Raw genomic sequence first — 22,578 nt, forward strand, 5'->3', positions numbered from 1 at the left:
CTACCTATTATAAGTATGGTAATAACTTCTTCATTACTTTTTCTTGTGCAACTGAAACATATCCAGCTTTTCTAAGATTTCTCTTTCTCTTAGCGCTCTTTTTAGTTAAGATATGGCTCTTGAAAGCCTTTGCTCTCTTTAACTTTCCTGTTCCTGTTTTTCTAAATCTCTTTGCTGCACCTCTGTGCGTCTTCATTTTTGGCATGTTGACTTCCTCCTCTCAATTATGCCTTCTTAGGAGCTAGAACCATTGTCATGTTTCTTCCTTCTAATTTGGCCTTCTTTTCAACGATAAAAACTTCTTCGTTGATTTTAGAAACAAATAGGTCTAGGACCTTATTGCCTTTGAAAGCATAGTCTGCTTCTCTACCTCTAAATCTTATGGTAACTTTTACTTTATCACCAGCATTTAAGAACTTTTCAGCTCTCTTTGCTTTGATAGTTATATCATGTTCTTCAATTGTTGCGCTAAGTCTAACTTCTTTAATATCAAAAGTCTTTTGATTTTTCTTAGCTAGCTTTTCTTTTCTTGATTGCTCATATAAGAACTTGTTGTAGTCCATTACTCTAGCAACTGGTGGATTTCCATTTGGAGCTATAAGTACTAAATCTAACTCTTCCTCTTCCGCCTTTTTTAGCGCTTCGTTTAAGGTTATGATACCTAATGCCTCACCATTTGCGTCAACAACTCTTAATTCTTTTGCCTTGATTTCTTCATTAATTGCATATTTATTTTTAATATTAATTCACCTCCGGTAATAATTAAAAACAAAGGGAACGACTAATAGCCGTTCCCTCTTAATATACCAAAGTTAACACTTTTAAATACATCCAGATTACCTTATTGACAGTATCATAAGGTGAGAAACGGCCTCGTTTCTACTTCAAACAAGATAGATTATATATCATTTGTACCTTGTTGTCAACTTTTATTTTAAATTATTTTTCTTTGTATTAATTTCTTCTTTAATTTTTCCTATGAAGTCTTCTAAATCCATAACACCTAGATCTCCATCAATTCTGCTTCTAACAGCAATCTTACCTTCATTCATTTCCTTTTCACCAATTACTATCATATAAGGAACCTTTTGAAGTTGTGCTTCTCTGATTTTATAACCTATTTTTTCATTTCTTAAATCAGTTTCAACTCTTATATTTGCATCTTTTAATTTTTCTTCTAATGATTTAACATATTCTGCTGAAGAGTCTGTTATATTCATTATTCTTACTTGTACTGGTGCAAGCCATGTTGGGAATGCTCCTGCATACTGTTCTATTAATATTCCTATAAATCTTTCAATAGAACCAAATACAACTCTATGGATCATTACTGGTCTATGTTTTTCTCCATCTGGTCCAATGTAGCTTATATCAAATCTTTCTGGTAATTGGAAATCTAATTGAATAGTTCCACATTGCCATGTTCTTCCGATACAATCTCTTAAATGGAAGTCAATCTTAGGTCCGTAGAATGCACCATCACCTTCATTAACTTTGTATGCTAATCCTCTTTCTTCTAATGCATCTCTTAATCCATTTGTAGCTGCTTCCCAATCTTCATCTGATCCCATAGAATCTTCTGGTCTAGTAGATAACTCTACAAAATATTCAAAACCAAAAACTTTATAGAATGAATCAATAAGCTTAATTACATTTAATATTTCATCTTTTATTTGATCTCTTGTCATAAATATATGAGCATCATCTTGAGTAAAGCATCTAACTCTCATTAAACCATGTAATGCTCCTGATAATTCATGTCTATGAACTAATCCTAGTTCACCAAATCTAAGTGGAAGTTCTTTATATGAATGTAATGCAGTTTTATAAGCAAGTAATGATCCTGGACAGTTCATTGGCTTAATAGCATATGCACCTTCATCTATAGTTGTGAAGTACATATTTTCTTTATAATGATCCCAGTGACCACTTCTATGCCATAACTCTTCGTTTAATATTATTGGAGTTTTTATTTCTTGGTATCCAGCTTTTGAGTGAACTTCTCTCCAATAGTTTTCAAGTTCATTTCTAACTACCATACCTTTTGGTAAGAAGAATGGGAATCCTGGACCTTCTTCTAATAAAGCAAATAATTCTAATTCTTTTCCTAATTTTCTATGGTCTCTTTTCTTTGCTTCTTCAAGCATATTTATATATGCTTCTACTTCTGATTTCTTTAAGAATGCAGTTCCGTAAATTCTTTGAAGCATCTTATTTTTTTCATTTCCTCTCCAATAAGCACCAGCTGTTGATAAAAGCTTTATAGCCTTTACATTTTTAGTACTTGGCACGTGAGGTCCTGCACAAAGATCAGTAAATTCTCCTTGAGTATAGAAAGAAATTGTTTCTCCTTCTGGAAGATCCTTTATAAGTTCTACTTTGTATGGCTCATTTTTTTCTTCCATATATTTTATAGCTTCTTCTCTTGGAAGTGTGAATTTTTCAAGCTTTAAGTCTTCTTTTATTATCTTTTCCATTTCCTTTTCTATTTTAACTAGAACTTCTGGAGTTATTGGAAAATCTGCATCAAAATCATAATAGAATCCTGTGTCTATTGATGGCCCTATAGCAAGTTTTACATCTGGATATAATCTCTTTACTGCTTGTGCTAATATATGAGAAGCAGTATGTCTTAATGTGTGACGTCCACCTTCATCATCAAAAGTTAAGATTTCAAGAGTGCAGTCATCATTTAATACTGTCATAAGTTCTGCCTCTTCGCCATTTACTGTTGCTCCTAATGCTTTTTTAGCTAATCCCATTGAAATTAATTTAGCTACTTCTAAAACAGTGCTTCCTTTTGGTGCTTCTTTAACACTGCCATCTTTTAAAGTAATTTTAATGTTTTCCATTATCTTTCCTCCTATTTCTATTTTAAACTACAAAAAATAAAAAACTCGCCCCTATATGGGACGAGGATATCGCGATTCCACCCAAATTAATAGTACTAAAATATAATACTTTTAATACTATTCACTCGAAAGCCTTAACGCAGCCAACGGCAATGGTTATTTCCCATGCAACTCAAAGGTGGTTTTCAGCAAATCTTATTTAAGAAAGTCTTGCAGCCTAATTGGACTTTCATCTCTTATAAACAGTTTTTTACTTACTCTTCCTTATCATAGTTTTTTATTATATCGCTATTATAATGCTATCAATTTAAGCTGTCAATATTTACTTTGATTTCTCCTAAAGAAATTACTCTACCTTCAAATACTGTCTTTATCGTCCTTATAAATTCTTTATTCTTTGAATTTTCTTCTCCAGTAATCATAACTCTTTTAGGTACATTACTTATTAGTACTGATAAAATTACATCTTCTATATTACATACACCGACTAAAAGATCTGCCATTACGCTACCTTCAACTTCACATAACAAATCAATGCCATTTTCATCTAGAACCTTATACTTACCATTTTCATCAATTTCTATATTTATCATATATACTTTGCTATCTACACCTTTTATAAAATGTTTTAACAATCCTATAAATTCATCATATTCCTTCTCGATAGCATGAATTTCAAATACTTTATCTACTATAGGTTCTATTATATTTGCAAATTCATTTATTCTAAATGTTAATATTCCTTCTAAACTAACTTCTTTATTTTCTCTTAAAATATTTACTATATTCTTTATTGCTATATTTTTTCTATTTAAAAATAGTACTCTACCATTTTCTCCTTCTTTATATTCTTTTTTCAATAATATCTCTAAAGTCTTCTTTGATATGATATCGTTTTCTTCTTTATCAACATAAGAATAATTTTTATTTAAGTATTTACTTATTTTATTTTTACAATACTCCTGAGACATTATATCGTAAATACATTCCCCGATTTCATAATAAATCTTATTCATAAACTTTTCATCAACATATTCATCATTGCAATATAATGATAAATAATCTTCCCCATCATAAATATGCTCATATATTCCTATATTTACTCCACTACTATTGTAAGTTTTATCTTTTACATCTACCATTCTCCTGAAAATTTTCTCTTTATTTTCCCTACATGATAATGTTAATAGCAACATATATCTCCCACCTTATAGCAAATTTCACTATAATCTTTATAAAATTATAGCTTTATCAAAGTTAGTATGTATCTTATACTAATTATATATTCATTAAATTTTAGGATTTTAAAAGGAGATATAATATGAAAGTAGCATTTGTTGACGAACGAATTGAAATGGAAGAAATGGAAAATTTGCAACAGTTTACTATTAAAGTAATTAAAGTTCCTAAAACAAATCTCACTTATGAAGCTGTATCTGGTCATCCTGATATCCTTATTCATATATGTGATGACAAAGTAATACTTCATAAAGATATTGATAAAACTTTTCTACAATATTTAAAATCTCTCAATTTAAATGTACTATTATCAAAAAAATCAATAGGATACAAATATCCTAATAATATAATCTTAAATTGTGTTTCTACCTCTGAATTTTTTATCCACAATGCTAAATACACTGATGAAAAGTTATTAACATTAATAGGTAATAAGCAAATTGTTAATGTACCTCAAGGATATACAAAATGTTCTACTGCTGTAGTTTCTAATAAAGCTATAATGACTTCTGACACTATCATCGCAGATTCTATGAAAAAATTAGGAATGGACGTTTTGTTGTTACCTCCGGGGGATATTCTTCTTCCTGGGTTAGATTATGGTTTCATTGGTGGTACTTGTGGACTTATAGATGATAAAACCATGTGCTTCTATGGAAATTTAGAAAAGTATAAATACGGTAATGATGTTATAGATTTCTTAAAAAAACATAATGTTAAACCAGTTTATTTAAGTAATGGAAAGCTTGTTGATAGAGGTAGTATTTTAGTTATTGATACCGAGTCAATTCACCACTGTGATGACAATCATTAATAGAGGTGTGTTATATGTTTTTTCTCATATATGTATCTGTTCTAATTAAGTAGTGGTGACAAGCCTTTATTGATATATCTATATACTTAAAATTGATATTAGCACCTGTTCTACTTAAGTGGTGGCGACAAGCTATATCAATTAGTTCTTATATATATTGAATCAACATAATAAACTGTTCAAGATAAGTAGTGGTAAATGTATATTTATAGATAAAATAGAAAATAAATAACCATTACCACCACTTAACTGCAACAGATGCATATTGAAAATAAAAACAACTCCACGTCATCAAGAATCTAGTAAATAATTGAAATAATGACTGTCACATTAACAAAAGTATTTTCATGTTTAATATAAAATATAATTTGTAACCATAGCTTCATGAAAGTGCAACTTTCATGAGCCTTCTGTAATGACTTGTATATCAACTATAATCTAAATAAGAAATATAGTCTAACTTATAACATTCAACTCAATACTTATAATTTAAGAAATTCCGCAGGAATTTCCTCCATCACTGTGAACTGACAACTGTGCACTGATTTAAAAAGCTGCCACACTATTCGTGCAACAGCTCCCCCTTTTCTTATTTTCTATTTATTTTTTCTCATTAAAACTATTCCTACTGTTGCTAGTATTGTTGATAATGTCAACATAACTTCTTTTGATGCTGCAGTTCCTGTTTTAGTTAAAATTTTGCCTATAATAGTCTTACTAGAAGTTGTACCTTTATTACTATTATTTGTGTTAACAAGCTTATCTTCATCTTTGCTTTCATCTAGTATTGTGAATTTAGTAAAATGATTTGTTTCAAATTCGAATCTTGATGATCCATTATTAAATATTCCACCATCAATTTTCTCCCAAGTATTTTTATTTTCATTATAATAATAAGCTGCTAGTTTGTTTGTATTTAAATTCTTTAATTGATCTTCTGTAAGTGTTATTGACACTTTTACTTTACTATCTCCAAAATCAGTGATAGTTTTTCCGTCTTTTGATACTAAAGATAAGTCAAAGATTTTTCCTATAGATTTTATATTAGCTAAAAGATCTTTATCTTCATAAATCTTTTGTTTAAAGATTAATTCTTCTGCGTCATTGTCTTGTAGTATTTTCTTTGGAATAGTTATTCTAGTATCGTTAGAATCTATAAATATACCTTCATTATTATCAGTTAAAACAGCAGTATATAAATTAGCTTCTAGATTTTCTCCAGAACTAGCGTTAAATATAACATATGGTTCAGGTTGTTTTACACCATTTCCGTTAACAATAGTTTTGTCTCCATCTTTTGATTCTGTTGATTTTTGAACTAATGTAAACTGAACTTTTGCTACTTCTGATTTATTATCAGCATTATCTACAGCATATGCTTCTAATGTATAGTTACCAGCTACATCTATTTTTTCGCCTTTATATTCTTTTCCGTTTAATGTAACATGAAGTTCTGCATCTTTATCATCTACATTAACCTTAGGTTGTACTGATGAATAATATATTTCTCCATCGCAAACTCCAGCTACTGTAACTACTGGTGCTGTTGTATCAATGTCCACATGTGTTTTTGACACTTCACTGACATTACCTGCATAATCTGTAACTCTAGCATATATGTCGCTAGTTTTTTCTACTGAGAATTCTCCATTATATTCGTAGTAATTTACACCATCAAAACTATATTCTATCTTTTCTACTTGTTTTTCATTAGTATCTATTGTTACACTTGATGATTTCTTATTTTCTTTAACATTGATAGATGGTTTTTCTGGGGCCACTGTATCAAGTACTACTGATATTGTATCAGAAACTTTATTACTAAATTGATCCACAGCTTCTATAATAATAGAGTTTTTACCTTCCTCTAAGCTAATAACCTTTGAAAACTCTTTTTCTAATAATGATGAATCTTGTAATGGGAATTTATCTATAGTTACAATTGTGTCTCCATTTATAGATAAAGAATATCCATATAAATTATCATTTACTTTACCACTTACATTAAAATCTTTATTATTTGTATAAATATTGTCATCTTCTTTTGCTAATGGTAAATCCAAAGTTACATTAGGTGCTTTTGAATCATATAAAACTCTATATGCATAATTCATAACTACAGTATCATCATCATCTACAGCATAGAATTTAATTCTGTTAGTTCCTTGATTGAAAGTTACATCATAATTGAAAGTTAAATCGTCATTTATTTTTACATCTTGTCCATTGATTTTAAATTCTTTTGCCTTCTTATTAACATGTCCTTCTATTGTATAAACATCATTTTCTGTATAGTCACCATTAAGAATAGAAACTGAGTCTAGATTATCAACTTCTACTTTTAACTTAGACTCATCTCCAGTTTTTACAATAACTATTTCTTTAACTGTAGAGTTATTACCTGCATCTACTGCCACTATGTTAAATACATTCATTCCATTAGTCAAATCTAAGTCTATATCCGCTTCGCCATTTTTATCTAAATTTAATAATTTTGATTCTTCTGAATTAGATATCATTGCTTTAATATTAGTATCATCAGATATTTTCACTTTAAGGCTTAGTTTTTCTTTATCTGTAGTGTAATAAGGTGTATCGCTTCCTACTTCAGGTGTAGTAGTTATTACTGGTGACTTTGTATCTAAAATAACTTTATAAGTTTTATCTAAAATAACATCACCATTTTTATCTTCTGCATAAACCTTTATAGAATTTTCTCCTTCATTAACTGAAACTGGGTAACTAAAATAATTATCTTTTACTGAAACTTTTTCTTCATTAATAAGAATTTTTGCCACATTATCTGATGCAGTTCCTTTTACTACAAACTTACCATCAGTTAAAGAGTCTTGTCCTACTATTGTTGTATCTTCTTTTAAACTTGATAATGCAATTGTCTTAAGCTCTCCAGCTTTAAACTTTCCACTATCTATACCTATATTTCCTGCATTATCGATAATAGCCATTGATACATCATTTACTTCACCTTCTGTGATATCTATGTCTGCATAACATTGTCCATTAACTTTTGTTATATCACTTTCATTAATTGAAGTAGTTTTATCTCCTGCTATTACTACAGCTATAGGCATAACCCCTGAACCATTTTTATCTTCTTCTGTCCAGCTAAGTCTATAATGATTATTACCTTCACTGTCCTTATATTGTTCTATTCCTTGGATTTTAACTGTTGGAGCTACAGTATCAACTTTAATAGGCATATCTAAAGTTTGCTCCTTAGCATTTTCTAATTCTACTGAATTTGTAACTCTTATATAATATTTACCATCTTTAACTTTTTCATATTTTCCTGTTGACTTGTTATACACTGTTCCATCCCAAGTCGCACTGTAAACTAATGTTCCTGAGATACCTGATATATAATCTTCAATAGTATTTTTTCTTACATAAGGATCTTTTGATAGATCTCTAATAACATTATTATTTTCATCGACTACTTCTACTTTTCTTTCTTTTGAATTTCTTAGCATATATAAATATGGTGTTACAGTATCTTTAGAGTCATCACCGTTTGGTGAGAATGCAGTTTTTTCTTCATCTAAACGCATATATCCATTTTCTATAGTAGTTCCATAGTAAATGAATCCTTCTGAAGTTATTCCTCCAAGTCCTGTTGTACCTAAAAGGCTATCTGTAGTATCTGTATAATCTGGGGCATCTACTATTGACTCTGCAGACCAATCACCGTAGAATCCCATAAATGGTACTGAAAGTGATGGCACATTTTCATCACTAGAAGTGAAATGTATATATCCTTCTACAAAATTATCTTTATCAGCATCTTTTGATATTTTTAATGTTCCTGTTACTTTAGCTGTACTATTTGCCTTTACTGTTACTGATTCCTTATCAAAAGTAACTACTGAATCATCTAAAATAATTTCGTGAACATTGCCATTGTCATCAGTTACTTCACTATATACTTTTTCTTCTGATAAATTATAAGTTACATCTTCATCACCATAATTTTTTAATGTTAATGAGAATTTACTGCTATTATCAACTTCTTTTAATGCTAATGAAGCTTTTCCATCTTCTCCAGTTATAATAACATTATTATTTATAGCATTCTTAGGATTTATAAGCCCTGCACCTTGTCTTCTTGGTGAATATGGTATTTTTCCACTTTCATCATACTTATCTATAAGCTCTGTCGCTGTATTCATTGCAGAATTTTTAGCAAGTAATACAAGGTCTTTCTCTTTTACATTCCAATTCTTTTCTTTAATCCCTTGAATTATAAGAGCCTCAGAACCTGCTACAAAAGGAGATGACATAGAGGTACCACTCATAGTTTGGTATGAATTTTCATTAGCTAAAGAATATATATCTCCACCTGGTGCTGTTATTTCTGGCTTAAACTCTAGACTTGGTGTTGCACCCCATGATGAGTATTGTGACATATCATATTCATCATTATTTTCAGCTGTAGAAATGCTTGTCCCATCAAACTTAATTTTATCAGCGCCATTGGTAGTTTTCTCTATTAAAGTTTTTCCTGATGTACATCCTACAGAAAATACTGGTATAGTTATCTCTGAAGTTATAGACATCGAAATAAGCTCATCTCCGCCAGCTTCATGGTTATATATAATAACTGCTGCTGCCTTATTTGCTACAGCATTAACATATTTCTCATTGAATGTAATATTACCTCTCTTTATTAATGCTATTTTCCCCTCTACATCTTTACCTTCAAAATCACTTATATCTCCTAAGCCACAATCTACAATACCGTGGTATTCCTTTAAAGATGATAAATCGCTACCTGACACTAAAGAAAAAGCACATTCTCCCTTTTCTCCTTTTTCAGTTTCAAAGTTCAAGTTCTTTTCTGTTAAAGTTGTATTCTCCATAGAAGCTACAGATAAAGAATATTCTGCTGTTGATGGAGCCCCTATAGTAGCAGTATCTTTTAATCCTAATATATTCTCAGGTTGATTCCATCCACTAGTTGTTGTACAAGTTTGTGAATTTCCTGCTGATATTACACAAATTGTTCCTGCATCAGTAGCATTCTTTATAGCAACTTGTTGAGGATCATCAGGATTACTAAAGCCTGAATCTGAGCCAAGACTCATATTTATAACATCGGCGCCTAACTTAACGGAATCTTCTATAGCCTTAATTATGTCATCATCATAAGCCCCAGAAACATTAGTATTGTTAGAGAATACCTTCATTGCTAATAATTGAGCTTCTGGTGCTACACCTCTAACAGCTTCTAGAGTACTACATTCTTCTTCTAATCCATTAGCTGCTACTATACCAGCTACATGCATACCATGTTGACTTCCATCATCAATTATATTTTCATTGTCATCAGCATAGTTATATCCATATGGAACCTTGCTTGTAAAGTACTTTCCATATGAAAGATCCTCTACATCTTTTTTTATTTCATCCTTATCTAATTTTACTTTACTTTCATCTGTAATTTTTAAGTCCTTATGAGTGTAATCAATACCAGTATCTATAATAGACACTACCATTCCTTCACCTTTATAGCCTAAGTCATTCCATACACTTGCAGTATCAGTTATTTTCTTTGCAAACTCCATATCTGGATATGATACTCTTACCTCTGATACAGATTTTACACCTTCTATAGATCTAATCTTATCGATATTTTTTCTTTTAGTATTTATAGAAAATCCATTAACTAGATATCCAAAAGTTCTTTTTACCTTTGTTCCAGTAATTTTTTCAACTTCATCTATAATATTCTCTTGAGACTTTATTAATTTATCCTCTTTCTTTTTAACTGATGATGTATACTTATCCTTTTCACTTTTTATAGCTGGTGATTCTTTAAGTTGAACTATTACTCTAATCTCTTCCTCAAGATTTTCACTGCTTTTATTTTCTGATAAATTTTCTTTTAAAAGTTCATTTCCTTTTATGTAATTAGAACTTTCCTTAGAATACTCTAAAGACTTTTCACTTATAAGATTCTTTAAAGCATCTTTTGATATTTCCTCCCCTTTTACTTCATATATATCACTTCCAACTACCATAGTGACAAACAACGTAATTGTAGTTAAAAGTGATATAGCTTTTTTTGATTTTAATTTTTTCATTAAGTCACCTTCCTTTTGATTTATTTCATATTTGTTGCTAATTTTAATTTTTATTTTACTTAGTGTAAATATATTACAACTATTCTTTTAATTTTATTATTTTTGTAAAACTTTTTTATTAGATTAAACGTTTTTCTTATCAGTTTTACTTAATATATTAAAGTAGTTTTTGTTACAATTTAAATTTTGTATTAAAAAGACATTTTTCTGTCATAGATAAAATACTTCTGAATACTTTTATTCTTTTTTTTTAATTACCTTCTACCTTTTTCTTTAAAAAGATAACTTATCACTGAATAAAATCTATTCTTTTTAAAAAAAATATGCATGTAACCTATATAGATTACACGCATATTAATTTTGCTAAACTTACATTTATATGGACTTATATTATTTTAATTTGTTATTTTAAATAATCACCTACTGGAGATGTGTTATATTGCTTAATAATCTCAATGATAACTGAACCATCAGCCTGTCTTTCTTCAGCAATTATTTTATACTGTGTCTTGCTTCTATCAAGTTGAGACTTATATTTCTTCACCTCTTCATCTACCATTTTCACTGCATAATCATGCCCTAAGTCTTCTTTTAGCATAAAATGTAATGTTTGCTTAATACATGCTGCTTTAATCCTTTTCATTATTTACCATCCTTTTCTTACATGTTTTATAGTTTACAAATATTACATTATTATTTTATCATATTCTTTTTTTTCTTCGTAAGTAAAAAAAATATACTTTTTGTTTAATTTGTTGAAAATCCCTGTACTATACATCATATTTTTGTGCATTTTAAACAATGGTATCTTGATTATTTTTCAAAACGCTATGATATTTCATATTCAAAATTTTCATTTATTCTTTTCTAAAAAATAAAAAAGCAAGTAATTATTTTTTAATTACTTGCTTTTATGGAGGCGCCACCCGGATTTGAACCGGGGAATAAAGGTTTTGCAGACCTTGGCCTTACCGCTTGGCTATAGCGCCATATTAAATTTCATATTACTTTAATAGTATATGTCGTTTTTCTAATTTTAGTACTTTTTTATTATAAAATAATTTAAAATGAAATGCAATATAATTCATAACTTAAAAATGCTAAAAGAGATTGTTTACAACAGTTCAAATAAAAATTTCTGCTTACCAGTTTACAAAGTATCATTTATTTACTTTATAATAAGTGAAAATCAAAATCAAGCTTGATTAAATTGAATTATTTTATTAACATTTTGGAAATTGGAGGTATTTAAAATGTCAGAAAATATGAATGAAAATGCAAAATATATATATTCTTATTTTATAAAGAAAGGTTGGACAAGTAACTCTATTTGTGGAATGTTAGGTAACATGCAAGTTGAGTCTGGTATAATTGCAGATATAGATGAAATAAGCGGTGGTGGCGGATATGGTTTAGTTCAATGGACACCTAAATCTAAACTTACTTCTTGGGCAAAAGAAAAAAGCTTAAATTATAAAACTGTTGATACACAATGTAGAAGAATCCAATGGGAACTTGAAAATAATAAACAATATATTAAAACAAGCGATTATCCTCTTACCTTCAAAGCTTTTACTCAAAGTACAAAATCACCAACTTACTTAGCTAAAGCATTTCTTGCAAATTATGAAAGACCTGCTAATTATAATCAACCTAAAAGATGGGCTTATGCTGAAAAATGGTATGATACTCTTGCTAAAGGATTATCTAATAATACAAAAAGTGCAACATACACTGTTAAATCTGGTGACACTCTAACTTCTATTGCTAAAAAGTTTGATGTTACTATAGCAAATATTCAAAGTTGGAATAATATAAGTAATCCTAATTTAATTACAGTTGGACAATCTCTTATTATAAAAGGATACACAACATATACTGTTAAATCCGGTGATACTTTAAGTGCAATTGCTAAGAAATTTAATGTTACTGTAGCAAATATTCAAACTTGGAATGATATTAGAAATGCTAATGTCATTAATATTGGTCAAGTTCTTATAATTAAATGCTAATAAATACTAATAAATGTTATTATAAAATAAAATTATATAAAAAGTGAAGGTTCTTTATACAAGGAACCTTCACTTTTTTAAATATATTAAGAAATATCAACCATGGAAATAACCTGTTCTTGATGAAACTACTACATAGGGAATCTCTACATTATTTTTTTTGATATATGCTTGATATAAATCTTTACCTAAATACTCTAATTTAGTTATCTTTTCTCCATATGTATCGTATACTTCCTTTTTAAATAAATCTTCCCAATCATCACGAATTGGTGCATTTAAAGTTATATAATTAGCAAATTTATTTAAATCATCAGCCTCTCCTCCATTTGATATATATTGATTATACAAACTTTCAATATCCACTTTATCTAAAAATGTTTTACTCCATTTTATTTTTTCTGCTTCTGATTTATTTCCTTGAGAATTAATAATGTAGTTTTTAACTCTTGCTTCAATATCTTTTGAATCATTACTATACACTTCTATATATGTTTCAACTACTTTTGTATCATTCTCATCTGAATTTTTAGTAACTTGCGAAAAATATCCTGTAAAGACAATTATTAAAGATAATATATATACTATTAATTTTCTCATTTATATCACTCCTTAACTTTTTACTTTCGATATATTATTATCATTTCTATATTTCTATATTTCTATAATTTATAACTTATAAAATTATAGCTATTTACTTTTTTTGTTAAGAAAACTTATATACTTTATGAGAAAATCTTTTATAAATAATAAATAGAGCTATTGCAAACCTAACTAAGAAATTAGTCTTACAACAGCTCTTATAATTATACTTTATTTTGCTTTTTCCATTAATTGTTCCATTTCTTCTGGAGTAAATATATATCTACTTCCACAGAATGAACATCCTATTTCTTCATCTTTTCTATCTGCTATTATATTAGATAATTCTTTTTTACCTAATGAAATTAATGCTGTTTCAATCTTTTCTCTTGAACAGTCACATCCATAGTAAGGTTTACCATCATCATGAATTTTTAAATCCATATCTTCAAAAATGTTTGATATTATTTCGTCAATAGTTTTACCATTATTTATCATTTCTGTTGTTGATGGCATTTCTTCTAATCTATATTGAACTAAATCTGCTAGAAGTGGATCTGCATCTGGCATCATTTGAATAATAAATCCACCAGCGGCACTAGCTTCTAAATCTTTATTAAACATTACTCCAACAGCTACTGCTGAAGGTGTTTGTTCTGAAGTTGTATAATAATAAGCTACATCTTCTCCAACTTCCCCTGTATAGATTTTAACTTGACCTACATATGGATTCTTTAATCCAAGATCCTTGATTACAGTAAGCATACCATTCTTTCCAATAGCTCCTGATACATCTATTGTACCATTTTGTCTTGGTGGCAACTGTACATTAGGATTTCCAACAATTCCTTTTATTCTTCCATCAGCATATGCTGTAACAGTGATACCTTTTATAGGTCCACCACCATCTATTTTTAATGTTAAAACATCTTTATCATTTTTTAGCATAGCACCCATAAGAACTCCTGCTGTAAGCATTCTTCCCATGGCACAAGATGCTGTTGGTGTTGTTTTATGTATTCTAATAGCTTCATTTAATAAATTTGTAGTAGTAGCTCCAATGATTCTAATAGCTCCATCTTTCGCTGTTGCCCTTATGATTCTATCTTCCATGTATTTCTCTCCTTATCCCTGTTGTATTTTTTTTATGATGTATACAATTCTTTCACTTTTTTCAGTAACATCATTATCTGTATAATTTTCACTTTTTCCCATGATGCTAAAATTACATTCTTTTATTAAAGATTCGATTTTTTCTTCAGAATATCCTCTTTCCATATGCACTTCATCTACTCTTGTATAGATATCCTCTTCTTCTTTAATAAAAAAAGTTAGTTCCATAGTTACTATATCATCATTTAGTGTATTATTCCAACAGTAAAATACGTCATCATTATCAAAACTATATATATTATTACCTAAAATCTCTGTTATTTTGTAATAAGAGTTTATATCAAATATAAATATCCCATTATCATTTAATGATTCGTAAACCCTTCTAAACATAGATCTTAATCCGTCTTCTTCAATTATATAGTTAATAGAATCTAAACAACAAGTTATAAGATCGAAAGTTTCATTTACTTTAAACTCAGTTATATCTTGATTTAAAAACTTAGGCCTAAAGTTCATATTTACTATTTTATCTTGTGCGATACAAAGCATTTCCTCTGATAAATCAATACCATAACTATGTTTAAAATTTTTATAAATTTCAAAGGTTAAATTTCCACTACCGCAAGCTAAATCTAAATAATTATTAAAGTTTATATTATAGTTTTTACATTTCTCTAAAATAAACTTAGCATATTCTTTGTAATCTATATCTTCATTTATAAGCTGATCATAAATTAATGCAAAATCTCCATAAGCTTCCATCATTTTTCTCCTCAATTTTCATACTATATATAATTATAAACAATTGAGAAGTTAATTCAACTATTCCCCTTTTTCTCTGCTAATTATCTCTGCATTTTTAGGTATTTTTAACTCTTTTTTTCTTTTTGTCATTATTCCACCAATTCTACCTGTCTCTTCTGCTGTAAGTCCACCCCATCCTAACTTATCTACCTTATCGCTAAGCCCCAATTCTGAAGCTATTTCATATTTTAAATTTTCTCTTATTTTTTCAAGGTCTGTTAACTCTCTATTAGATTTTATCTTTGATTTAATAATCTTTTTTAAGGGAGTTTTGCTCATATCATTCTCCTCCTCAAGCAAAATTATTTATGCAGTTATAGGTTGCCCACATAAATACCCTCTTATACACAATTAAAAGTTAAAGTTTATTCACAATAAACAATTTAGATGAAGGTTGTTATAATAAGGCACAAGGCACAGGTAAGGTTAATTTTCACCTATGGTGAAAATATGTTGTATAAAATTCTTTGTATAATATAGTACTTTATTATATATTGAGTATTTTTATATACAAAACTATTATACTTAAGTGTTGTTATTAAAATTTAAGAAATTCTGCAAGAATTTCATCTATACCTGTGCCATGGGCCATCATACTTGTGCTTTGAATTCCACCACCACTTAACTAGAACAGATACTAATATGAACTTTTACAACATCCCACTCCACCATCAAAACTATTTTCTCTTACCTCTTACCCTCTACATGAAAGTGCAACAAAAAAAGATTCCACCCTAAGGTGAAACCTCTCTATTAATTATCTACTAAATAAAAAAATCACTAAAAATAGCGCCGCTATTAATACTAAAATAAACGGCATTAATACCTGAAATGTTGCAATAATTATTGCTAATATATCATTCTTTGATAAATTCTCTGCTCTTAGTTCTTTCAATAATCTTTCTTCTGTTTCTTTATCTAATCTTTTTTCCTTTAGTTTATTTCTTCCGAACATTTTCAAATCCTCCTAAACCATATGACAAGCTACAAAATGATCCTTAGTAACCTCTCTGTATTCTGGATTTACTTCCTTACATTTATCTGTGGCATATGGGCATCTAGTATGGAATTTACATCCTTTTGGTGGATTTGCCGGTGATGGTATATCCCCAGTAAGAATTATTCTTTCTCTTTTTACTGTTGGATCAGGTATAGGAATAGCTGACATTAATGCTTTTGTATATGGATGAAGTGGATTTTTAAATATCTCATCTGATGATGCAAGTTCTACTAGTGATCCTAAATACATTACTCCTACCTTATCACATATATGTTCAACAACTGAAAGATCATGAGAAATAAAAAGGTACGAAAAATTCTTTTCTCTTTGCAAATCTTGCAATAGATTAATTATTTGTGCTTGTATTGAAACATCTAATGCAGATACTGGTTCATCTGCCACTATAAAATCTGGATTTAATATAAGTGCTCTTGCTATCCCGATTCTTTGTCTTTGCCCACCAGAGAATTCATGTGGATATCTATCTATTTGATAAGGTGCAAGTCCACAAATTTTCATTGTTTCAAGAACTTTTTCTCTTAAATCTTCTTTTGAAACCATTTTGTGATTTAAAAGTGCTTCTCCAATAATTTTCCCAACTGTCATTCTTGGATTTAATGATGAATATGGGTCCTGAAATATTAATTGCATTTTAGGTCTCATTTTTCTTAATTGACTTTTACTTAATTCATCAAGGTCTTGTCCCTTAAAATAAATTTTCCCCTCTGTCTTTTCTAATAAATTTAGTATTGTTCTACCAGTAGTTGATTTTCCACACCCTGATTCTCCTACAAGTCCTAATGTCTCACCTTTCTTTATTTCAAAGGAAACTCCGTCTACAGCTTTTACATATCCAACAGTTCTTTGCATTACTCCCCCTTTAATAGGGAAATATTTTTTAACATTTTCTACTTTTAATAATACTTCTTCAGCCATCTACTTCGCCTCCCCTTCATCATTATGTAACCAACATGCTACCTTATGGTTTTCACTTATCTTTCTTAAGTGTGGTATTTCACTTTTACATTTTTCCATACAATATTCACATCTATCATTAAAATAACACGAATCCTTCATTCCTATTGGATTTGGAACTTGTCCAGGTATTGAGTATAATCTTTCTTCACCACTACCTAGTACAGGTTTAGATTTTAGAAGACCCTTAGTATATGGATGAGTTGGATTTTTAAATATATCTAATACTGGTCCCTCTTCAATAACTTTGCCGGCATACATAACAACAACATAGTCTGCCATTTCTGCTACTACACCTAAATCATGAGTTATTAATAATATTGCTGTATTTAACTCTTTTTTTATTTTTCTCATAAGGTCTAGTATTTGTGCTTGTATTGTTACATCTAAAGCAGTAGTAGGTTCATCTGCTATCAAAACATTAGGATTACAAGATAATGCCATAGCTATCATTATTCTTTGTCTCATTCCTCCTGATAACTCATGAGGATAAGAATCTACAATTTCATCAGCTCTAGGAATTCCTACTAATTTAATCATTTCAATAGCTCTTTCTCTAGCTATTTTTTTATCACATTGTTGATGTAACATAATAGCTTCCATGATTTGTGATCCTACTGTAAACACTGGGTTTAATGAAGACATAGGCTCTTGAAATATCATAGCGATTTCGTTACCTCTGATTTTTCTCATCTCTTCATCAGTAAACTTTAATATGTCTTTACCTTTATAAAGAATTTCTCCACCTTCAATTTTTCCTATAGGACCTTGTACAAGTCTCATTAAACTCATTGAAGTTACAGACTTACCACAACCTGATTCTCCAACAACGCAAACTGTTTCTCCTTCTTTTATCTTAAAAGATACATCATTTACAGCTTTAACTACTCCAGCTTCTGTGTGGAAATATGTCTTTAAATTCTTAAATTCAACTAATGTCTTTGCCATAATATTTCCTCCCTTACTTCTTCATCTTAGGATCTAATGCATCTCTTAAACCATCACCTAATAGGTTTATAGCCATAACTGTTACAAAAATGCATAATCCAGGTGGTATCCAAAGCCATGGTCTATTTTGGAAATCAAAAAGATTACTAGCTGCTGTAATCATATTTCCCCATGATGGAGTTGGTGGTGTAACACCTATTCCTAAATAACTTAATGTTGATTCTGTAAGAATTGCATTACCTATTGCTAATGTAGCATTAACTATAATTATAGGCACAGTGTTTGGCAATAAATGTGCAAATATTTTTCTCATATCTGTAAGACCTAATGCCTCTGTAGCTTGCATAAATTCTTGTTCTCTTAATGATAAAATCTCCCCACGAACAAGTCTTGCAAGATAAGGCCATGATAAAAATCCTAATACAAACATAACGGCAAATATTCTAAGGGTAGACGGTACTTTTAAATCTGACAATATTGCCCCAACCATAATAACTACAGGTAAAAATGGTAATGACATAAATATATCGATAATTCTCATTATTACTGTATCTATCCATCCTCCATAATATCCTGCAATAGCTCCTATAGATGCTCCTAATACTACTTGTATAATCATAGCTACTAGTCCAACTATAAGAGAAATTCTACCAGCATACATAAGTCTAGTAAGTACATCTCTTCCTAAATTATCTGTACCTAACCAATGTGCAAAACTTGGTGCAAGTTTTTTAGCTGCATCCTGTGTATTGTATCCATAAGGAGAAAATAACGGTCCTATAAAAGAAAATAAAAACATAAGAACTATAAGTCCTAGTCCAAATAAAGCTAACTTATTTTTCTTTAATCTTCTAAATACTATTCTCCATGGTGACTCTAATTTTTCTTTTTTATCTGCCATAAAGTTTTCCTCCTTACTTTAGTCTAACTCTTGGATCAACAAGTGCATATGATATATCTGAAATTAAATTTCCGATTAAAACTAATACCACAATTAGCATATTGAATCCCATAAGGAATGTATAATCTCTCAAATTAACAGATTCTAAAGCAATTTTTCCTATTCCCGGCCATCCGAAAACACTTTCTGTTATAATAGCTCCTGCAAATAAATCTGGAAGTGACATTCCAAGTAAAGTTACAATTGGTATAAGTCCATTTCTTAATGCATGTTTATATATAACAACTTTTTCTTTTAACCCTTTTGCTCTAGCTGTTCTTATATAATCTTGATTTATAACTTCAAGCATGGCAGTTCTTGTATATCTCATTAAACTTCCTACTTGCATAAGGGTTAATACTGCTACTGGAAGTATTCCATGTTTCACCACATCTAATATATGTTTAAAACCAGTATGGTCAGCTCCTGCAGTAGTCATCCCGGATACTGGCAGTATTCCTAAATCTATAGAGAAAAATTTTATAAGTAATAATGCAAAGAAAAATGATGGTATTGATAATCCAATTAGTGCAAACACTGTAAAGAACTTATCAAAAAATGAATATTGCCTTGTGGCAGATATAATTCCTATAGGTACCGCTATCAGAAGACTTAATATAAAAGATGTCAATGCAAGTTTAAAAGAATTCCATACATAAGTATTTATAACTTCTGATACTGGTTTTTTAAATCTAAGAGAATCTCCAAAATCTCCTACTACTGCGTGCTTTGCCCAAGTAATATATCTCTCAGGTATAGATTTATCAAGTCCATATATTTCTTTTAATTGTTGAACCTTTTCTTCTGACATATTAGGATTAGCCTTAGCATCAACAAAGTCACCAGGAATAAATGCTATAAGCGTAAACAATATTATAGATATTCCTATAACCATCGGTATCATTTGAAGTAATCTTCGAGTAATAAACTGTCTCATTTTTATATACTCCTTTCTAAAAAACGTCCTTAGAGTTTCCCAAGGACGTTTTATATTGCCTTCTATAAAACTAATTTTCTAAAGTTATCTTATTTAACATTTGAGTATAGTGAACATATGGAGAGATATCAAAACCTTTTACTCTTCCGTTCATTACCCACATATCACTTCTTTGATACATAAAGATACAAGGTAGGTCTTCATTAATTTCTGTATATAATTCTTTGTATAATTCTTTTTGTTTTTCTTGGTCTAATTCTGAATTTATCTTACTATATAACTCATCAACTTTTGAATTAGAGTAATTAATTCGATTATATGAACCATTGCTAGTATATATATCAGCATCATTAGGATTTGCAGTTAATCCCCAAGCCATAAATAACATATCAAATTCTCCAGCTTTTTGTTTAGCTAGCATTTGGTTAAAGTCAACTTTTTCAGAAGTAAAATCTACACCCAATTCTTTCCAATCATCTGTAGCTACTGAAAGAATAGAATCTACTACTGGGTTATTTGAAGTACCTACAAAATGAATAGAAAGTTTTACACCATCTTTTTCTCTTATACCATCACTGCCTTCTTTCCATCCAGCATCGTCTAACATTTTTTTAGCTTTTTCTAAGTCATATTCATATTTATTTTTACCTTCATAAAATGCCCATGATACTTTAGATTGATTTACATTAACAACAGATGCATAATGATCATATACAGAGTCAACAATTTTTTCTCTATTTAATGCAGTAGCTAAAGCTTGTCTTACAACTTTATCACTAAGAGCTGGCTTTGCATGATTGAATGCCATATATCCATATCCATTTGTTGGGAAATATTGATAACTTAAGAATCCAGCTGCTTCTGTAGATTCTACATTATCTTGACCGATAGTAAGCTCGTCCATATCGATTTCCCCTGTTTGTAACATTTGAAGTCTTGTATCTTCAGTAGTAACTTTATAAATAATATTTTTAATTTTAGCTTTTCCATCATAATAATTTTCATTAGCTACTAATTTAACTTCTTCACCAGCAGCATAACTTACAAACTTATAAGCTCCAGAGCTAACTTCTGGTTTTTCATTTAATGTCTTAATAGAATCTATACTTCCTTGTTTGTAATCTTTACCGTAATAACTTTCTGGCATTGGCATAATAGTTGCAAAATCATAAATTGCTGATGATGTTTTTTCTAAAAGAGTAATTTTCATAGTTTGATCATCTACAATTTCTATTCCTGAAATATCAGTTGCTGTTCCTTCTTGATATTCCTTAGCACCTTTTATCTTAGTTTTACCATTAACCAAATCTAAAGGTCCATCATATCCACCATCACAAATAAGTTTTATAGTAAATGCTACATCTTTTGTAGTTAATTTTGATCCATCTGACCATTTTAAATTATCTTGTAATTTTATTGTATATGTTAATCCATCATCAGAGGCTTCTGGCATTTTTGCTAATCCTTCAACTATTTCACCCTCTGCATTATTCTTTAATAAATAATCAAACATAGCTTCTGTTATATACGCATCATAAGCACTTTCCATAAGTACTGGATTAAAAACACCATCTGGAGCTTCAGTACCAATAATTAATGTGTCTTTTCTCTTTGTAGCTACTTCTGGATTTTTGCTCATATCCTTTGCTTCATATATTGTATTCTTTGTTCCTGTTAATTCCTTCTTTTCACTAGAAGTTTCTGTTCCACTTCCTCCACCACAAGAACTAAGTAATGCTACTGTAGTTAATGCAGATAATGCTTTGATAAATTTACTTTTCATATTTTTTCCCCCTTTTTAGTATATATATTCAGTCACTTTAATTTTAAGCATTTACCTTTAATTTAAGTGAACCAAATCATCAATTTTTTTAATAAAAAACATATCTTTATGTAACGATACAAAGAATTTAAAGACACAAAAAAAGGTCAATAATTTCTAAATAACTAGTAAATTATAGACTTCATTGTCTTCACGATATATTGTAATTTTTTGTTATTTAATCATTTCTCCTTCATCTTTCAATTTATGTGAATATATTACTTCAGATTTTTTTGTAATTCAACACCTAAAAAATAGAATTTTTTATCAGATAATGTATTTTAATAGGTTTACACTTTGATTTGCTACGTTTTTCTTGAATTTATGTAATAAAAAACAGATATGCATATTTATTCATCATATATTATTTATATATCAATTTTTATAGATTTATTAGTATATTCTTGAATAATTATTCCTAATTTTTAAATAAAAA

Annotated in this window: 18 protein-coding genes, 1 tRNA gene and 1 other annotated feature; of the genes, 2 read left to right on the forward strand and 17 right to left on the reverse strand. The window is 29.3% G+C overall.

From position 1 onward, the window contains the following. Positions 1 to 7: 7 nt before the first annotated feature. The 4 genes from rpmI to CM240_RS10395 all read right to left on the reverse strand — a co-directional run bounded on the left by rpmI (position 8) and on the right by CM240_RS10395 (position 4,048). Positions 8 to 205, reverse strand: a complete 198-nt coding sequence (gene rpmI / locus CM240_RS10380) for a 50S ribosomal protein L35 (RefSeq protein ID WP_044038981.1) — start codon at positions 203 to 205, stop codon at positions 8 to 10. A gap of 19 nt (positions 206 to 224) precedes the next feature. Then, the gene (infC, locus tag CM240_RS10385) at positions 225 to 746 is read right to left on the reverse strand and encodes a translation initiation factor IF-3 (RefSeq protein ID WP_044038982.1); all 522 of its coding nucleotides are present in this window, start codon (positions 744 to 746) and stop codon (positions 225 to 227) included. A gap of 183 nt (positions 747 to 929) precedes the next feature. Further along, complete coding sequence (thrS, locus tag CM240_RS10390; RefSeq protein WP_044038983.1) at positions 930 to 2,852, reverse strand: threonine--tRNA ligase; 1,923 nt, start codon at positions 2,850 to 2,852, stop codon at positions 930 to 932. A gap of 53 nt (positions 2,853 to 2,905) precedes the next feature. Beyond that, positions 2,906 to 3,132, reverse strand: a binding site (T-box leader). Positions 3,133 to 3,154: 22 nt separating this feature from the next. Continuing rightward, positions 3,155 to 4,048, reverse strand: coding sequence for a putative sporulation protein YtxC (locus CM240_RS10395; RefSeq protein ID WP_044038984.1), 894 nt, complete (start codon positions 4,046 to 4,048; stop codon positions 3,155 to 3,157). A gap of 125 nt (positions 4,049 to 4,173) precedes the next feature. On the opposite strand from CM240_RS10395, the gene CM240_RS10400 reads away from it, so the two are divergent. Continuing rightward, a complete protein-coding gene (locus CM240_RS10400; protein ID WP_044038985.1) occupies positions 4,174 to 4,905 on the forward strand; it encodes a DUF6873 family GME fold protein in 732 nt (243 codons plus the stop codon). Positions 4,906 to 5,501: 596 nt separating this feature from the next. Here the strand turns inward: CM240_RS10400 and CM240_RS10405 are convergent. The 3 genes from CM240_RS10405 to CM240_RS10415 form a co-directional block, all read right to left on the reverse strand. Continuing rightward, positions 5,502 to 11,006 (reverse strand): S8 family serine peptidase, encoded by a 5,505-nt coding sequence (locus CM240_RS10405; protein ID WP_044038986.1) that lies wholly within the window; start codon positions 11,004 to 11,006, stop codon positions 5,502 to 5,504. A 403-nt stretch (positions 11,007 to 11,409) separates the two neighbouring features. Beyond that, on the reverse strand, positions 11,410 to 11,649 hold the full coding sequence (locus tag CM240_RS10410; RefSeq protein WP_044038987.1) for a hypothetical protein: 240 nt from the start codon (positions 11,647 to 11,649) through the stop codon (positions 11,410 to 11,412). A gap of 271 nt (positions 11,650 to 11,920) precedes the next feature. Continuing rightward, positions 11,921 to 11,995: transfer RNA gene (locus CM240_RS10415), tRNA-Cys, on the reverse strand. 264 nt (positions 11,996 to 12,259) lie between these two features. Here CM240_RS10415 and CM240_RS10420 point away from each other — a divergent pair. Continuing rightward, positions 12,260 to 13,018 (forward strand): phage tail tip lysozyme, encoded by a 759-nt coding sequence (locus CM240_RS10420; RefSeq protein WP_044038988.1) that lies wholly within the window; start codon positions 12,260 to 12,262, stop codon positions 13,016 to 13,018. A gap of 96 nt (positions 13,019 to 13,114) precedes the next feature. Here CM240_RS10420 and CM240_RS10425 read toward each other — a convergent pair whose 3' ends face one another. From CM240_RS10425 to CM240_RS10470, 10 genes are all read right to left on the reverse strand, one after another. Beyond that, positions 13,115 to 13,618: a hypothetical protein gene (locus CM240_RS10425; RefSeq protein ID WP_051483805.1), complete on the reverse strand. Its 504-nt coding sequence runs from the start codon at positions 13,616 to 13,618 to the stop codon at positions 13,115 to 13,117. Between the two features lie 213 nt (positions 13,619 to 13,831). Further along, a complete protein-coding gene (hslO, locus tag CM240_RS10430) occupies positions 13,832 to 14,713 on the reverse strand; it encodes an Hsp33 family molecular chaperone HslO (RefSeq protein WP_044038989.1) in 882 nt (293 codons plus the stop codon). Positions 14,714 to 14,725: 12 nt separating this feature from the next. Beyond that, a complete protein-coding gene (locus CM240_RS10435) occupies positions 14,726 to 15,478 on the reverse strand; it encodes a class I SAM-dependent DNA methyltransferase (RefSeq protein WP_044038990.1) in 753 nt (250 codons plus the stop codon). A gap of 60 nt (positions 15,479 to 15,538) precedes the next feature. Continuing rightward, positions 15,539 to 15,799: an alpha/beta-type small acid-soluble spore protein gene (locus CM240_RS10440; protein WP_044038991.1), complete on the reverse strand. Its 261-nt coding sequence runs from the start codon at positions 15,797 to 15,799 to the stop codon at positions 15,539 to 15,541. Between the two features lie 478 nt (positions 15,800 to 16,277). Continuing rightward, the gene (locus CM240_RS10445; RefSeq protein ID WP_044038992.1) at positions 16,278 to 16,475 is read right to left on the reverse strand and encodes a hypothetical protein; all 198 of its coding nucleotides are present in this window, start codon (positions 16,473 to 16,475) and stop codon (positions 16,278 to 16,280) included. Between the two features lie 12 nt (positions 16,476 to 16,487). Continuing rightward, complete coding sequence (locus CM240_RS10450; RefSeq protein ID WP_044038993.1) at positions 16,488 to 17,456, reverse strand: ABC transporter ATP-binding protein; 969 nt, start codon at positions 17,454 to 17,456, stop codon at positions 16,488 to 16,490. Further along, positions 17,457 to 18,443: an ABC transporter ATP-binding protein gene (locus CM240_RS10455; RefSeq protein ID WP_044038994.1), complete on the reverse strand. Its 987-nt coding sequence runs from the start codon at positions 18,441 to 18,443 to the stop codon at positions 17,457 to 17,459. A 13-nt stretch (positions 18,444 to 18,456) separates the two neighbouring features. After that, positions 18,457 to 19,344, reverse strand: coding sequence for an oligopeptide ABC transporter permease (gene opp4C / locus CM240_RS10460; RefSeq protein ID WP_044038995.1), 888 nt, complete (start codon positions 19,342 to 19,344; stop codon positions 18,457 to 18,459). A gap of 13 nt (positions 19,345 to 19,357) precedes the next feature. Beyond that, positions 19,358 to 20,320, reverse strand: coding sequence for an ABC transporter permease (locus tag CM240_RS10465; RefSeq protein WP_044038996.1), 963 nt, complete (start codon positions 20,318 to 20,320; stop codon positions 19,358 to 19,360). A 70-nt stretch (positions 20,321 to 20,390) separates the two neighbouring features. Continuing rightward, a complete protein-coding gene (locus tag CM240_RS10470) occupies positions 20,391 to 22,103 on the reverse strand; it encodes an ABC transporter substrate-binding protein (RefSeq protein ID WP_044038997.1) in 1,713 nt (570 codons plus the stop codon). Positions 22,104 to 22,578 lie beyond the last annotated feature (475 nt).

Source organism: Clostridium bornimense (assembly GCF_000577895.1).
Taxonomy (GTDB): domain Bacteria; phylum Bacillota; class Clostridia; order Clostridiales; family Clostridiaceae; genus Clostridium_AN; species Clostridium_AN bornimense.